Here is a 15524-nt window from a genome sequence, read left to right as displayed (position 1 = left end):
ATTGTTTTATGTGGTTGCAATGCTGGCATGCGCTGGCTCTAATTACTTGGCATTTGAGTACAGTTAGTTGGCATTTTAGAACGCGATGACGAAGCATGATCTTTATGTAAGGGCGCGGGCGCTGACTGGCTTCGTTCCCTTGGTGACCCAGCTTGGCGGCGATGGCAGAGCCTTGCTGGCGCGCCATGACCTGACGCCGGAGCAGATTGAAGATGAAGACTTCAGCCTGCCACAGCGGCTATATGCCGAGCTGGTCAATGATGCCGCGGTGCTGACCGGCAAGGCCGACTTCGGCATCCGCTTGGGCGGGCGGCAAAGCCTCGCAATCATGGGGCCGGCGGCGTTGGTTGCGCTGTACGCACAGACCGTGGGCGAGGCGCTGCAGCAGCTTGGTCGCTACATGCCATACCATTCCCCCGGCGTGACCCTGAGCGCCTGGGTAGAAGGCGAGCACGCGGTGGTGGAGCTGAATCATGACGCCGGGATTCAGGGGCCGGAGCGGCGCCACCTGACTGAACTGGCGTTCTCCGTTTCCAGTAGCTTTCTGCGCTTGATTACTCGCGCCTCGGGCAAGGACTGGCAGATCGAGTTCGCCCACGAGTCGCCGCTGTCGTTGGCCCGTTATCGACGCGCTTACGGCTGCAAGGTGACGCTGGGGCAGGCCAGCAATCGGTTGCTGTTCCCGGCCAGTCTGTGGCAGGTGCCCATCGACTCGGCCAACAGCGAGTTGCAGAGCGCGGCCGAACGTTCGGTGCGCAATCTGATTCAACGGCACCCGCTGGACCTTGGCCGACAGGTAAGCAGCCTGGTGGCCCGCTCGCTGGCCAGCGGCAACTGCACCTTGCCGGTGATTGCCGAGCAGTTGCAGATGCCGGTGCACACCCTCAAGCGGCGGCTTGGTGCGCTGGATTTGCGGTTTGAAGACATCGTCGACCGCTTGCGTCGCGAGCGCGTGCTGGAGCTGTTGCCACACGCCCAGCTGCCGTTGACCGAGGTCACCTTCCTGCTGGGGTATACCGACTCCAGCTCGCTGACCCGTGCCTGCCGCCGCTGGTTCGGTCAGGCGCCCGCCACGCTGCGCGCCCAGCAACTGACGGCGGCGCGGCGGGCGGCTGACTGAACCGGCCCCGTGACGCTTACTGTTGGCGGCTGCGGTTGACTATTACAACAGCAATCCGGTCGCCAGCATCCTGCTGTTGCGCGGCGCGCTGGCTGACGGTGACGTTGAGGCGCATCGTGCCAAGGATGCCGCTATCAGCCAGTTGCTGCGTGACCGGGTAGATCCAGAGGCGCGGTTGCCGCAATCACCGGATGTCGCCGTGCTGGCGGTCGATATTGCCTTTGCCTGCATGCGATACGGCTATGCGGTTGAGGGCGTCATCAGCCCGGTGTGTGCGCAGGAGTCGATCAACGCCGGCTGTGCCTATCTGACCAGCTGGCTGCCGCGCTAGCCCCGGGTATTGTGCATCTCCCGGCCCCGTGCGGACGCGACATGTCGCGTCCCTACGAAAGCCATGCCCCCGCACGCCACACGGTAGGGAGGCTCAGTCCAGCAGCTCGATGGTCGGTGGCAGCCAGCTCTGGTCGAGCGCCGCTTGCTCGGGCCAGTACAGGCGCAGAAAGAGGTTGAAGCCGTCCTTGGGCGCCGGCAGCCAGTTGCTCTGCTGTTCAGCGTTGGCAGGCGCCTCGTGCTGGATATACAGGTCGAGCGAGCCGTCAGCGTTGTAGTGCAGGTCATCGCGGCTGCCGAGGGCGTAGCGGTTGAGCGCGTTGGCCACGAGGAACTGCTGATCGTTGTACAGCGTCAGCGACCAGAAGGCGCGCACCGGCGGTAGCGCGTCGGCGGCGAAGTGCAGACGGTAGCGATGGCTGCCGCTGAGCAGCTGCTTGTTGGTATCGGCGCGCACGCTGGGGTAGATGGCGTCTTCCGGCAGGTTGGCGCCGAGGCCAAGCTTGGCGATGGCCGCCCGACGCTGGTAGTCCGTGCCGTAGCGGCCGAGGTCATAGGCAATGCGCCAGCCGTTGTAGGTTGGCAGATCGGCTACCAGATCATTGATGTGGTCGATCACGTCCATCACCTTGCGGTAACCCATGTCGCTGCCGATGCCCTGCAGCCAGGATTGCTGCGGTTGGCAACTGTCGGTCACTAGTCCGGTGGCACGGATGCGCTCAAGCATCGGTGCATCGGCCTCCGGCCCCGGGTTGTCCTGCAGCAGCTGACAGAAGGTGGCGAAAAACTCGTCGCGCGACCAGTCGCGTAGCTGCAGGTCCGGTGCGGTTTTTTCCAGCCTCGGCAGGGCAAACATGGCGGGTGTCGGTGCCGCCTTGCCTGTTTGCCATTCACTGAGCGGCATCAACTTGAACTGGTTGCGCAGCGCGGTCAAAGGTGCCAGGTCGTCCGGATCGGTAGCGCGGAAGCGGCCGAATACCCAGATCAGATTGGTTGGTACTTTCAGCAACTCGACTCCGGCAGGCGGCTCGCCCTGCCAGTTCGGCCCGGCGATCAGGTAGGTCTTGCTGGCGTCGCCGATGGTGCGGGTGCCGGGGCTGTCAACGACGTTGGTCCAGGCATCCATGATCTGCATCATGTAGAAATGTCCGCTGTTTGGCGGGATGTACATGATCACCGGCTCGGCTTTCAGGTCGAGGTGGCTCATGCTGTAAAAGGTGTCGAGGTTGGGGGTCACCACCGCGCGATAATCGGCGTCAGGGAAGCGGGTATTGTGTTGCAGATGGTTCACTGCGCTGGTGCCGGTCGCATTCTGCTGTTGCTTCGTCACTTCCATGAGCACCAGCGGATAGCCATACAGATAGGCCTGTGCGGTTGCCTTGGCTTGGTGCATGACGGTGTTGGCGCTCCAGGCGGCTGCGGCAAGCGCGCCTATGCCGAGCAGTAACCCGGCCTTGGCTTTGGTGGAGAGGGGCATTGCGTGTCCTTGGTTGCTGTTATTGGTCTTGTTCTATGGCATGGGGTACCCGCGGGGCAGGCGCCCATGCTGGTACATGACAGAAGACGGTCTGCCTCAGTCGATCAGCGCATTCCTACTGCGCCTTGCTGGCGTGGCATTCTGCTTCACCGTTACCTCAGGGTGGTGGGGTGGAATGTCGTACCAGTTTCATTAGTTTAATCCCGGCTGGCTGTATGCCACCATGATTTATAGTGTGTTCTCTCGCGCTAAATAAGCAGCCCAATCCCTGAATGTGGACTTGCAGTCGTGGACGGTGATGTGCCCGCAGCTCATTCGTTTCGCAGATATGGCTACCCGCACGATCTGAACTTACGTTTTTGAGGAATTCGGTAAGATCCTTCTTTAATTGCGACTTGTTATCATTTATATTTGCGAAAATTCCCTGCGCATTGTGCCTCTTCATTGCCTCACGTATCCCCAAAAACCTCACTTCTCACGGTCCTGGTCCGTCACTATGACGAACTGGTGGACTCTGTGCGCCGCCGCTTTGGGGACCGCCAGGAAGCGCACGAAGTCGTGCACGATGTGTGCGTGAACCTGTTGGCGTCGCCCGAGAAGGAAACTGTACGTGTACCCTTGGCACTGCTGCACAAAATCATCCATGATCGCGCCATCAGCCACTACCGCAGTGAACGTCGTCGACAGGCCTGGGTAGATGACTACGCCGAACTGGACGAGGTGCTCTGCAGTGCCCCTGGTCCGGAGCGTCAGCATGCGGCTATGGATGAGTTGGAACATCTGTGCGCCGCAATTGCCGAGTTGCCGCCACGCTGCCAGCAGGTATTCGTCATGCACAAAATTCACCAACTGCCGCAGCATCAGGTTGCCAAGCAACTTGGAATTTCACTAAAAGCCGTGGAAAAACACCTCAGGGTTGGCATGCGTAAATGTCTGGCACGCTTGAGCCAGCAGCCGGTTCGCGCATGAATGGCCGCGCTGACGACAACGCCACCGACGATGCGTTGGCACGCCACCGTGAGGAACTGAAAAAGCGCTTCCCGCTACCTTCACCGGTAAAGAAAACGCAGCAGAAACCAGCCACGCTTGGCGTATTGCTGAGCGCGATAGCCCTGGGGCTGGTATGGCTCGATCCTGCCTACCAGAGCACCAGCTACAGCAGCTCACCAGGCCAGGTGCAGCACATTGCGTTGAGTGACGGCAGTGTCCTCACCCTCGATGGCGCCAGCCAAGTCGAGGTCAGCTGGCACCTGCGGAGCCGACGTGTGGATCTACAGGCCGGACAAGCTCTGTTCGATGTGGCACCAGCGCGTTACCGTCCCTTCCGCACGCTGGCTGGCTCGGCAGAAATCACTGTAGTCGGTACCCGCTATAACGTCAGCCGCCTGGAGGACGATGTGCGTGTGACGGTCGAAGAGGGCAAGGTCGAGGTGCGCGGCCAAGAGAGTAAGCTGCGGCTCACACCCGGCCAGCAGGTTCGGGTGCACAACGGCCAGTTCGACAAACCGACTCAGGTCGATGCCCAATCTCTGACCGGCTGGGTCGAAGGTCGCCTGGTGTTTGATCGCACCCCGTTGGCCGAAGTGCTGGATACGCTCAAGCGACAGCAGAACACTATCGTGCGTTTAAACGACCCTGCATTAGCGCAACTTCCTGTCTCTGGCATCTTCGAGCGCGCCAATCTGAGTGCATTGCCGGCCCTGCTACCCAAGATATTACCACTGGAGCTGCACACGGCTGCAGATGGCTCGTTAAGCCTGAGCCGACAGGGCGAGAAAAAATAATCGAGCACGAGGTAGGGTTTTCTCATCGCTGCGGCGGCTATCTCTAGGAACGCCCAACACTTTCCCGGAGCCCTATCAGTGAAAAAACCGACCCTGCGTCTTACCCTGCTGGCCAGTAGCCTGTTGCTCGGCCTGTCGTCGATGGCCCAGGCTGCCAGCGAAATCGATTTCGATCTGCCCGCTGCGCCCCTCGAACAATCCCTGAATGCCCTGGCGGCACAGGCAGGCAGCCAGATTCTATTCTCCAGCGACCTCACCTTCGGCAAGCCGTCGCCTGCCTTGCGCGGGCGTTTGAGCACTCGCGAAGCCCTTCAATTCGTGCTCAACGGCAGTGGCCTTGATGTGCAGCAACAGGGGGAACACACCTACATCGTTGTGCCACGTGCGGCGGCCAACGTTGACCCTGCCCCCTCTGCGGCAGTTATTGAGCTGGCCCCCATAGACGTGACTTCGTCACGCACATCCAGCGACCTGGTACCGCAGGCCCGACAGGTCGACGTCATCGAACGCGAGCAGTTGGAGACGCTGCGCATGGCCTCCGGCAGCCTGGCCACTGTGCTGGCCAAGAGTATTCCCGGTATGTCGGACTCCAGTCGCACTATCACCGACTACGGCCAGACCCTGCGTGGCCGTACCATGCTGATTCTGGTCGATGGCGTGCCGCTAAACACCAATCGCGATTCCTCACGCAACCTGGCCAACATCGACCCGGCCCTGATCGAGCGCGTTGAGGTGATTCACGGCAGCAGCGCGATCTACGGTGCCGGCGCCACGGGTGGGATCGTCAACATCTCCACACGCCCAGCCAATGGTGAAACCCGCTCAGAAACCACGCTAATCGGCATCTCCTCGCTAACTCAGCTCGACAACCAGAGCCTCGGCGGGCAACTGCAGCACCACCAATCTGGCTCTCAGGGCCAGTTCGACTATGCGCTCGACCTTGGCGCGCGACATACCGGCAGCGCGTTCGATGCAAACGGCCATCGTATTGCGCCAGAGCCTAGTCAGGGCGATTTGTTCGACTCCAATGCCTTCAATATCGGCGGCAAGCTGGGGCTGCGCATCGACGACGATCAGCGCATCCAGCTCGCCCTTAGCCACTACGACGCCCAGCAGCACAGCGACTACACCTCTGACCCATCGGTAGCCAGTCTGCCCCCCGGCACGGTACCTGCGCAGGCAATCAAGGGTCTGAGTCTGGACGAGCAGAATCAGATCAAGAACTCCATGGTCAACCTCGAATACAGTCATGCAGACCTGCTCGGCAGCCGCCTGTCGGCGCAGTTTTACTACCGCGACTACTTCACTCGCTTCACTCCATTCGATGCCCGTGGTGTCGCCACGCGTGGCCGCTTTGTCGATCAGGTAATGCAGAACAGCGAAATCTTCGGGAGCCGTCTGACCCTGCGTACGCCGCTGGGCGAAAATACTGAGTTGGTCTGGGGGGGAGACCTTAGCCACGAGCGTAGCGACATGCCGCTCGACATTTTTGATCCGGCGATCTACGACGCCAGCGGTGGCACCGACTTCGAGAAGGTCGGCAAGATGACCTATATGCCTGACCTTACTACCATCAGCAGCGGTGCCTTTGCCCAGCTGCAACATCGCTTTAACGACCGCTGGTCAATCGACGGCGGCATACGCTACGAATACGCCACCGCCCAGTTCGATGATTTCGTGCCTCTATCGGAAATTCACAACGCTAGCCCGGCGACCGTGCAGGGTGGGAAAGTTCGCTATGACGATGTGCTCTATAACCTTGGCGTCGTCTACTCGCCGCTCGCAGGTCAGGAAATCTATGCATCTTTCAGCCAGGGTTTCCAGCTACCCGATATCGGCGTGCAGATACGGAATGCACGTAACGGCTTCGACATCGACTCCTCGGACCTTGAGCCGGTGAAGACCGACAACTATGAGCTGGGCTGGCGTGGCGCCCTCGGCGAGCAGACACTGGCCTCGCTGGCGCTGTTCTACAGCACCTCGGATCTAGGCGATGTGCAAAGCTTCAACAACGGTCTGATCCTCAAACGCACCAAGGAGCGTGTCTACGGCGTAGAGGGCAGCGCCGATTGGCTGACCCTGGACGAGGTCTGGGGCATGGGTGGCACCTTCACCTGGATGAAAGGTCGCGAGAAGCCACAAAACGGCGACTGGCAAGACATGACCGGCTTCCGCGTGCCGCCACTGAAAATCACTGCTTATCTGCAGTACCAAACGGATGAAAACTGGAGCAACCGCGTTCAGGCCACCTATGTTGGCAGCGAAGACTATCGCTTGGACGGCGTGGCCAGCTTCGGCCGTCGCGAAGTCGACAGCTACACCACCGTGGACCTGATCAGTGACTACCGTCTGAGTGAAAACGGCAAGGTCAGTCTGGGGGTGGAGAATCTGTTCAACCGCGACTACTACCCGCTATACAGCCAGCTGATGCGCAGCAGCAGCAATACAAGCCATCTGCCGGCTCCGGGCACGACCCTGACATTGGGGTACAGCCACCAGTGGTAAATCGGCGGGTGCACAGGGACGTGCACCAGCAGACAGGTAAACCAACTTGTCAGCCTGCTGCATCGGGCCGGAGTTGGCCAGCAGCAATCTCTTCAGCCACGGATGTATCGGAACTTCATCCTGGGGTTAAACTAAACTTTAAGGTCAACCCGCGCTCGGTCAGTATCTGCAAGATCTATTATTTGGCGGCCGAGCCGGCTTTACCGGTTGGCTTGGTGTGCGCATCACCGAAACTGACCTGCGACCAGACGCGTTTGGCATTCGTCGCGCAGTCGATATCGTCCGGTTTTTCTTCTACCTGTATCAGCACTTCCTGCAACCGTGACTTGTTCTCAGCCAGGCGCTGCTGGATTTCTTCGATGTCTTGAATTTTCTGCCGCAGCGCCTGAGTCAGTGCCTGGTGATTCCATTGAGTCAGATCCGCAGGCAGCAAGGTGCGCAGTTCATCAAGACTGAAACCTGACTTTTGGGCCGCGGTGATCATACCCAGTACGAGTACGGCTTCCGGCGGATAGCTGCGGTATCCGTTGGCCTGGCGCTTGACCGTTTTCAGCAGGCCGATACGCTCGTAAAAACGAATGCGCGAAGGCGCCAGGCCGGTCTGTTCTGCGAGTTCGCCAATTTTCATGAGGGTTCTCCAGTGACTGCGGTCACTTTAGCAGCTCTCTGGCTGGCATCTGCCAGCCAGAGCAGGCCGCGAAGTTACTGCTTGAGCAGGGTGCTCAACGGCTCGGGGGCGTACAGTGCGCTCTGGAACTCAGGCACATATTCGTACTGGATCATGCGGCCCGGATCGAGTGCGCGGATGAACTCGGAGAAGCTGCCATCGCCCAGCGTCAGCTTTGCATCCTCTGCATCAGAGGATGAGGCTGAGACCATTTGCCGTGACACAGCGTGGCCCCAGACCAGTTTGCCGTCATGATCAAGGTTGGTAAAGCTGGTGGTTGTCAGTGTCGGTACGGTAGATACGTCATCCAGTCGGTCAGCCTGAATGGTGAAGTCCAACTTGCCGGTTTCGCTGTCGTAAACGTCGAAGGTCAGGGCGTCGACTGATTCGCGGTAGTCGATTCGGGTCAGCCATTTGGGCAGGTTGTAGCCAACTACACCACGCACGCGCGCTACTTCGGTATCCACTGGCAGCTTGAGCACATAGCCCCACATGTTGCTGTCCATTGACTGGCCGATCAGGCTGAATGGTCCCATGTTGGCGCTGCCCGGCTTGTTGGTGACGATGGACAACGCAATCTCGTTGTAGCTGTCGTTGTCGCAGTAGTGATAGGCGTAAGCCGTGAGCGCGATTAGCCCGCGGCCCGGCCAGATCTGCAGCGGTTGCACCTGCTCCAGTACCTCCGCTGGCATCTGCGCCTTGAGCGCGTCTAGATCGGCGGTAAAAACCATAGTGACGCGGCTGTTGCGGTAGTAGAAGTTCGGAGAGTAAGACTCAAAGCCCATGTCGACGCGGGTTTTGGTCAGTGTTTTGAACCAGCTCAGATCGAGTGTTGGGTCTTCTTCGGCGATCACGTCGAGCGGCGGGTTGGAATGGAAGCGGTCGTAGAGCCCGCCCGCGACGACGGGCACCTGATGCCCTGCGATATCGATGATCACGCTATCGGTTGAGTCTGTAGTCGTTGCTGCTGAGTGCAGGGCCGTCAGCCCGAGGCTTAAGCCTGTTGCCAACGCGATCTTCTTCAGGGTGTTCATAAGGGTTTGTCTCCGTCTGTGCCGGTTTTGATGACGCGGGCCGCTCGGGTCGACACCGGGCGGTATGGCGTGTTGGGCGGACGGTAAGGTTGAAGCCAGATTTAAGGTCAACCCTTTTCTTCCCGGTTGGGATCGACCGGCTGCGCGGCCTTGTCGAGTGTGAAAACAACCCTGGTAAGCGAGTGCGGTCAGATAGCCCATCCGGAGCGCTCGTTCGGCGGCCTCTACCAGGATCTGCTGGTGCAGTGCCTGACGTTTTTCTCGCGGATGATCCTCTGGGCGGTTGCAAGCGGGCTGCGCTGCCCCCATTCAGTGCAGATTGGCAGGCAAAGTCTGCAGCCACGAGACCTGACAGGGGTGCATAGTGAGGAAGCAAGGGGATGATCAGCCTGAGCGGCACTCAGACACGGGGCGCTTTGCCGATTGGCGACCTGCACGTATCGGCGCGCTGCTAGTGTCTTTAGGGGCAACGCTGCGCGCCAGTCTTGGCGGCACCCTGCGGCCGACGTTACCCAAGTATCCGGATTCGGCTCATTTTCGCGGTGAGCGCTTTCGTAATGGCGTGTCTAGAGCACCGATGAGCTGGCGTCAGGGGCTGGCGATTTGGCGCGACTTTATCTTCAACAAGCCGTCTGGCACGGAGCCGGAGCACGCCATTCCCGTGCAAAAGCTCACCCGTTCAGACCTGCTGGCGGCAGCGAACAACAGCGTTTGGCGGCTGGGCCATTCCAGTCTGGTGCTCAAGTTGAACGGCGCGTTCTGGCTGACTGACCCGGTATTCAGCATGCGCGCCTCACCGGTACAGTGGCTCGGGCCCAAGCGCTTTCATGCGCCGCCCATCAGTATCGAAGAGCTACCGCCGATCAAGGTGGTGGTGCTCTCACACAATCACTATGACCATCTGGACCATGCAGCGATCCAGCAGCTGCAGCATAAGGTCGAACACTTCATCACGCCGCTCGGGGTTGGGGCCACTCTGGTGCGGTGGGGCGTGCCGCCGGGCAAGGTACGTGAGCTGGACTGGTGGCAGCAGGTGACCATCGATGGGGTCGCGGCGACAGCCACGCCTGCGCAGCATTTCTCTGGCCGTGGGCTGTCGGACGGCAACCGGACTCTGTGGTGCTCCTGGGCGCTGCAGAGTGCTGAGTGCAAGCTGTTCTTCAGTGGCGATACCGGCTACTTTGACGGCTTTCGCGAGATTGGACAGCGTCTCGGGCCGTTTGACATGGCGTTTATGGAGACGGGCGCCTACAACCCCCGCTGGCAATATGTGCACATGCTGCCGGCGCAGACCATGCAGGCGTTTCTCGACCTTGGCGCCAACTGGCTATACCCGATTCACAACGGCACCTTCGATCTGTCGATGCACACCTGGGAAGATCCGTTCGAGCAGATCACTCAGCTTGCGCGGGAGCACTCGGCCTCAGTAACGACGCCGCAGATGGGCCAGGCTGTCGACATGCTGGCCCCAGACGCCGGTGGCGCCTGGTGGCGTGCATGACTAAGCCTGGCCAGTGCCCTTAGGTCTTTCGAATCAGATAGATCCCGGCGATCACCAACGCTGTGCCGCCCAGCTGCACCCAAGTCAACGGCTCGGCCAGCAGCAACCAACTGAAGAAAATGGTCATCACCGGGCCAAGCATGCCGACCAGCACGGTTGGACCGGCACCGATGCGTTGAATCGCGCCGGACTGAAAGAAGATCGGCAGCACGGTGGAGAACAGCGCCATCGCCGCGCAGTACGCATAAATCGGCAAGGGCTGGATCAGATCGCTGAGCGGGTTGGTAACCACAAAGTGCAGCTGCGCCGCCAGAATTGACACGATCAGCGCGAGGATAGAAAAGCGCGCAGCACCGAGTTTGGCAATCGACACTTCGGCAAAGGCCGTATAGCAGGCGTAGGAAACCGCCGAGGCAAACACCAGCGCCGCCCCCAGCCAGGGCGCAAGGCTGTCTTCCGCCAGTTGGTGGTCGCTGACAAACACCAGGCTCACGCCTGCATAACAGAGGGCGAGGGCGCCGATCAGCCGCGGGCTCGTTTTTTTGCCGAGAAACAGCAGTCCGATCAGGATGGTGATGGTCGGGTAGGTGAACAGAATCACGCGCTCCAAACCGGCAGAGATGTACTGCAAGCCTGCAAAATCCAGAATCGACGCGCCGTAGTAACCGGTCAGACCGAGAAAGATCAACAATGCCCAATCCCTGAGGTCGAGGGCTGGCCCTGTGCGCAGGTATGCATACCCGGTGAGCAGAAACATCGGCAGGGAAAACAACATGCGCAAAGAGAGCAGGGTGATCGCATCCACCGGCGCGCTGAGGTACGCCAGCTTGACGAAGATGGCCTTGAACGAAAAACCGAACGCGGCAAGCACCGCGAGCAACATGCCAAGCTGATGGGAAGAGAGCGAAGGGCGGGTCATGATGGGGTCTGCGAGTCGTATTCCATTGCTTGGATGCTATGCTTCTACCGGCGCCTATAAAATTGGGCTTTTACCATCCAAGCGTTCGTTTTTTTCGAATCCACATGAAATACAGCCTGACTGATCTGCGTCTGTTCATCGCCATCGCGGAATGTGAAAGCCTGACCCATGGTGCTGAACGCGCCTTTCTCGCGCCTTCATCGGCAAGCCATCGTATCAAGATGCTGGAAGCCTCCCTGGGCACAACGCTGCTGCACCGCCGCGCCCGCGGCGTGGAGCTGACCCGCGCTGGCGAGATTTTCCTGCGTCATGCAAGGCAGGTATTTGCCCGGCTGGAGCAGATGCATTCAGACCTCGCACCCTTTGCCAAAGGGGTACAAGGCCACGTGCGGCTTTGGGCCAATACCCATGCCATTCACAGTTACTTGCCGAACGATCTGGCGGCGTTTCTTGCTCGCCATCCCCAGGTAAGTGTGAACCTGGAAGAGCACACCAGTTCGGACATTCTTGCGGGCGTTGCCCGGGGCGATGTTGAGATAGGCATCGTTGCTGGTTATGACGGTTATCAGGAAGTCGAACTGCAACCCTATCGCGCTGACCGCCTGGTGCTCATCACCGCGCCATCACATCGCTTGTCAGGCGAGCAAACCCTGGCGTTTGCTCAGGTGATCAGCGAACCCTTTGTCATGCTGCATGCAGGGTCAGCCATTCACACCTTCACGATGAATACCGCCTCCAGACTAGGCACGCACTTGAATGTGCGTGTACAGGTCAACAGCTTTGAGGCGGTATGCCGGATGGTGGCCGCAGGCGTTGGCATTGGCCTGGTGCCGCGCGAGGCGGTCAAGCTGTCCGGGCCGCAGCCGCTGTCGATCATTGAAGTAGAAGACAGTTGGGCCCAGCGCGATCTGAAAATCTGCACCAGCCGCAAGACGCCGATTTCACCCTTTGCGGCGGGGTTGATCGAGCATTTGCTCACCGGCTGAGGCCTCCAGGCGCTGCTTGAGCGTGAGCCGCTCGCGCATCTGTGCGCTGGCCACTGGCCCGGGCTGCACAGCGCAGTCCTGAGGGGCGACGGCGCGGCCGTCTGCCGGGTCGGTGAAGGCCAGTTGCAAGCGGGCGCCGGTCTCATGGTGCACTACCTGCACGCTTTCGCCATCTGCGGCGTAGTGACGGTTGCCCCAGTCGATGAACGCCATCAGCACCCGCGAGAAGTCCTTGCCCTTGGCGGTTGGCAGATACTCATGGCGCAGCGGGCGTTGGCTGTAAGGCACGCGCTTAAGCATACCGGCGTCAACCAGGGCATTCAGCCGGCGGGTCAGCATGTTCGGTGCAATACCCAGACTTTGCGAAAACTCGTCAAAGCGCTTAAGACCCTGCAGCGCGTCACGCATCAACAGAATGCTCCACCACTCGCCAACCTCATCCAGGCTGCGGGCGATGGGGCATTCGGCGTTGGTGAGCTTGGTTCGTTGCATGGCGTTTGCGTCAGTTGCATTCTGGGCTGGCTTAGAATGTTACTTTCATTATGATAGTAACGTCCATCTGCTGTTGGACTTTCCCGTAACGAAGGAGCAGGACTCTGATGAACAAGCGCATTGTAGTCACAGGAATGGGCGCGGTTTCACCGCTGGGCACCGGGGTTGAAGCCGTGTGGCAGCGTCTGACCGCTGGCCAGTCGGGCATCCGTACATTGCCGCAAGAGCTGATCGGTGATCTGGCCGTTCGTATTGGCGGACAGGTACAGAGCACAGAACAGGACCCGGAGGCCGGATTTGATCCTGACCGCTACCTGCCCGCGAAAGAGCAGCGCAAGATGGACCGCTTTATCCTGTTTGCCATCGCTGCCGCCCAAGAGGCACTGGCGCAGGCCGGCTGGGCGCCGCAGGACAGCGAGGGGCAGGAGCGCACGGCCAGCATTATCGCCTCCGGCACCGGCGGCTTCCCGGCCATGGTCGAGGCAGTACGCACCACGGACAGCAAAGGCCCGCGTCGACTGTCGCCGTTCACCATTCCGGCCTTTCTCTGCAACATGGCCGCTGGGCATATTTCCATCCTGCATGGTTTTAAAGGCCCCCTCGGGTCGCCGGTTACCGCCTGTGCTGCCGGTGTTCAAGCCATTGGCGATGCGGCACGGATGATCCGCGCTGGCGAAGCAGATATCGCCATTGCTGGTGGCGCCGAGGCTTGCATTCACCGCGTCAGCCTGGGTGGCTTCGCCGCTGCGCGGGCGTTGTCAGGCAGCCACGGCGATGCACCGCAGAAGGCCTCGAGGCCGTTCGATCAGGCGCGTGATGGTTTTGTGATGGGCGAGGGGGCGGGTCTACTGGTGATCGAGTCGCTGGACCACGCTCTGGCACGCGGCGCGACGCCTATCGCGGAACTGGTGGGCTACGGCACCAGCGCTGATGCCTATCACATGACGGCCGGGCCGGAAGACGGCAGCGGCGCGCGCCGGGCGATGGAGCAAGCGCTGAAGCAGGCGGGTGTCACGCCGGACCAGGTGCACTACCTGAACGCTCACGCCACCTCGACGCCGGTAGGCGATCTGGGCGAGCTGGCGGCAATAAAGGCGTTGTTTGGCGAGGGTAAAGGTCCTGCCATTAGCTCGACCAAATCCGCGACTGGCCATTTGCTGGGCGCTGCGGGCGGGATTGAAGCGGTGTTCACCGTGCTGTCGCTACGCGATCAGTTGGCCCCGGCAACGCTCAACCTCGATAACCCGGACGAGGCCGCCGCAGGGCTGGATCTGGTGCGCGGCAGCGCACGGTCGATGACGATGGAATATGCGCTGTCGAATGGCTTCGGGTTTGGCGGGGTTAACGCCAGCGTGTTGTTCAAACGCTGGCGTTAAGCAAACGCGGAGCCCGCCGCCGGGGCTACCGATCAGCGAGCCTATCAGGCCAACAATCTGTCCCGTCGAGGTTACTCAGTCTGCCGAATTCTGCCCGGTGGCAGAGTCACTTGGCGCAGCTGCCGGCGCCGTGGGGTTGAACTCCTCGGAAAATATCTGCCAGAACGCAATAAAGAGCGCGGCAATCAAGGGCCCGATGACAAAACCGTTGATACCAAACAGGGCAAAGCCACCGAGGGTGGAGAGCAGCACCAGATAATCCGGCAGCTTGGTATCGCGGCCGACCAGCAAGGGACGCAGAATGTTGTCGACCAGGCCGATCACCAGGGCACCAAAGGCGATCAGAATAATCCCTTGGGTCCAGTGTCCAATCGCCAGCAGGTAGATTGCCACCGGGCCCCAGATCAGGCTCGCGCCAACGACCGGGATCAGCGACAGCAGCATCATCACCACGCCCCAAAGCAGCGCACCGGGGATATCCAGCGCCCAGAAAATCAGGCCGCCCAGGCCACCCTGTACTGCTGCCACCACCAGGTTGCCCTTGACGGTCGCGCGGGTGACTTCGGCGAATTTGCCGAACAGCTGGTACTCGCGCTCATCACCCAGCGGCAGAGCGCGGACCAGCATCTTGACCAGCTCAGGCCCGTCGCGCAGCAGGAAGAACGCCAGGTACATCATCAGCGCGAGGCTGGCAAAGAAGCTGAGTGTGCCCTGACCGAGCTGCACCGCGTTTTGGGCAAGGAAGCGGCTGGAGGTCACGGCCGCATCAGTCGCCAGACTCTTGATACGTTCCAGGTCAATGTTCAGGCGACTGAAGAGGTTTTCAACCACCGGGAAGCTATGGCGCAGCTTTTCCATGATCGCCGCAGGGTCAAGTTTGCCGCTTTGCACTCGCTCATACAGCGCATGCCCCTCCTGCACAAAAGAGGTGATCACGAAAACCGCGGGCAGGATACAGAGCGCCATACACACCGTCAGGGTGGCGAGTGCAGCAATGTTGTCGTGGCCCTTCCAGCGCTTGACCAGCCGCTGATGCAGCGGATGAAACAGCAAGCCGATTACGCAGGCCCAGAAGACCGCGCCAAAGAACGGTTTCAGAAGATAAAGAAAAAGTAGCGTGACGACGATCAGGGACAACAGAAAAGAACGTTGTTCGAGTTTTGCCTGCATGGGCTCCGGCTCCTGCCATGGAAAACCTGATTGGAGCAGAAAAACCTGACATTGATAAAGAGCTGAATAGGTTATTCGGTCGCAGTTTTATCGATTCACATGTCGGTCGCGTCAGTACAGGCGCTCTCTGCTGTCGCTCAGTGTGTACCCGATTACCGCAGTC

14 protein-coding genes are annotated in these 15524 nt (G+C 60.2%); 8 read left to right on the top strand and 6 right to left on the bottom strand.

The genetic code is table 11. The features are described from left to right. Window positions 1-85 precede the first annotated feature (85 nt). A complete protein-coding gene (locus tag HV822_RS00135; RefSeq protein WP_238871671.1) occupies window positions 86-1120 on the top strand; it encodes an AraC family transcriptional regulator in 1035 nt (344 codons plus the stop codon). 22 nt (window positions 1121-1142) lie between these two features. Continuing rightward, window positions 1143-1451 (top strand): hypothetical protein, encoded by a 309-nt coding sequence (locus HV822_RS00130; protein ID WP_238871670.1) that lies wholly within the window; start codon window positions 1143-1145, stop codon window positions 1449-1451. 93 nt (window positions 1452-1544) lie between these two features. Here HV822_RS00130 and HV822_RS00125 read toward each other — a convergent pair whose 3' ends face one another. Continuing rightward, the gene (locus HV822_RS00125) at window positions 1545-2927 is read right to left on the bottom strand and encodes a DUF1254 domain-containing protein (RefSeq protein ID WP_238871669.1); all 1383 of its coding nucleotides are present in this window, start codon (window positions 2925-2927) and stop codon (window positions 1545-1547) included. A 444-nt stretch (window positions 2928-3371) separates the two neighbouring features. Between HV822_RS00125 and HV822_RS00120 the strand changes: the two genes are divergently transcribed. From HV822_RS00120 to HV822_RS00110, 3 genes are all read left to right on the top strand, one after another. Then, entirely contained in the window at window positions 3372-3896 is a 525-nt protein-coding gene (locus HV822_RS00120; RefSeq protein WP_396264948.1) for an RNA polymerase sigma factor, read from the top strand. After that, window positions 3857-4711: a FecR family protein gene (locus HV822_RS00115; RefSeq protein ID WP_238871667.1), complete on the top strand. Its 855-nt coding sequence runs from the start codon at window positions 3857-3859 to the stop codon at window positions 4709-4711. Before HV822_RS00120 ends, HV822_RS00115 begins: the two co-directional genes overlap by 40 nt. A gap of 141 nt (window positions 4712-4852) precedes the next feature. Next, entirely contained in the window at window positions 4853-7216 is a 2364-nt protein-coding gene (locus HV822_RS00110; RefSeq protein WP_396265183.1) for a TonB-dependent siderophore receptor, read from the top strand. 178 nt (window positions 7217-7394) lie between these two features. Here the strand turns inward: HV822_RS00110 and HV822_RS00105 are convergent, their stop codons facing one another. Both HV822_RS00105 and HV822_RS00100 read right to left on the bottom strand, forming a co-directional pair. Then, complete coding sequence (locus tag HV822_RS00105) at window positions 7395-7844, bottom strand: MerR family transcriptional regulator (RefSeq protein ID WP_238871665.1); 450 nt, start codon at window positions 7842-7844, stop codon at window positions 7395-7397. A gap of 74 nt (window positions 7845-7918) precedes the next feature. Beyond that, window positions 7919-8917: an acetoacetate decarboxylase (ADC) gene (locus tag HV822_RS00100; RefSeq protein ID WP_238871664.1), complete on the bottom strand. Its 999-nt coding sequence runs from the start codon at window positions 8915-8917 to the stop codon at window positions 7919-7921. Window positions 8918-9389: 472 nt separating this feature from the next. Here HV822_RS00100 and HV822_RS00095 point away from each other — a divergent pair, with 472 nt between their 5' ends. Next, entirely contained in the window at window positions 9390-10418 is a 1029-nt protein-coding gene (locus HV822_RS00095; protein WP_396265182.1) for an MBL fold metallo-hydrolase, read from the top strand. A 19-nt stretch (window positions 10419-10437) separates the two neighbouring features. On the opposite strand, the gene HV822_RS00090 is transcribed toward HV822_RS00095, so the two are convergent. Beyond that, the gene (locus tag HV822_RS00090; protein ID WP_238871662.1) at window positions 10438-11337 is read right to left on the bottom strand and encodes a DMT family transporter; all 900 of its coding nucleotides are present in this window, start codon (window positions 11335-11337) and stop codon (window positions 10438-10440) included. 104 nt (window positions 11338-11441) lie between these two features. Between HV822_RS00090 and HV822_RS00085 the strand changes: the two genes are divergently transcribed. Next, window positions 11442-12323 carry a LysR family transcriptional regulator gene (locus HV822_RS00085; RefSeq protein ID WP_238871661.1) on the top strand — a complete coding sequence of 294 codons (882 nt, stop codon included), beginning with the start codon at window positions 11442-11444 and terminating at the stop codon, window positions 12321-12323. Here HV822_RS00085 and HV822_RS00080 read toward each other — a convergent pair. Further along, on the bottom strand, window positions 12279-12815 hold the full coding sequence (locus tag HV822_RS00080) for a winged helix-turn-helix transcriptional regulator (protein WP_238871660.1): 537 nt from the start codon (window positions 12813-12815) through the stop codon (window positions 12279-12281). The genes HV822_RS00085 and HV822_RS00080 overlap by 45 nt on opposite strands. 107 nt (window positions 12816-12922) lie before the next feature. On the opposite strand from HV822_RS00080, the gene fabF reads away from it, so the two are divergent. After that, entirely contained in the window at window positions 12923-14191 is a 1269-nt protein-coding gene (gene fabF, locus HV822_RS00075) for a beta-ketoacyl-ACP synthase II (protein ID WP_238871659.1), read from the top strand. Window positions 14192-14266: 75 nt separating this feature from the next. On the opposite strand, the gene HV822_RS00070 is transcribed toward fabF, so the two are convergent. Next, the gene (locus HV822_RS00070; RefSeq protein WP_238871658.1) at window positions 14267-15361 is read right to left on the bottom strand and encodes an AI-2E family transporter; all 1095 of its coding nucleotides are present in this window, start codon (window positions 15359-15361) and stop codon (window positions 14267-14269) included. Window positions 15362-15524: the final 163 nt, after the last annotated feature.

It is taken from the genome of Halopseudomonas maritima, from assembly GCF_021545785.1.
Taxonomy (GTDB): domain Bacteria; phylum Pseudomonadota; class Gammaproteobacteria; order Pseudomonadales; family Pseudomonadaceae; genus Halopseudomonas; species Halopseudomonas maritima.
Note: the sequence above shows the minus strand (reverse complement) of the source record. Positions and strands in the feature narration are given on the sequence as shown.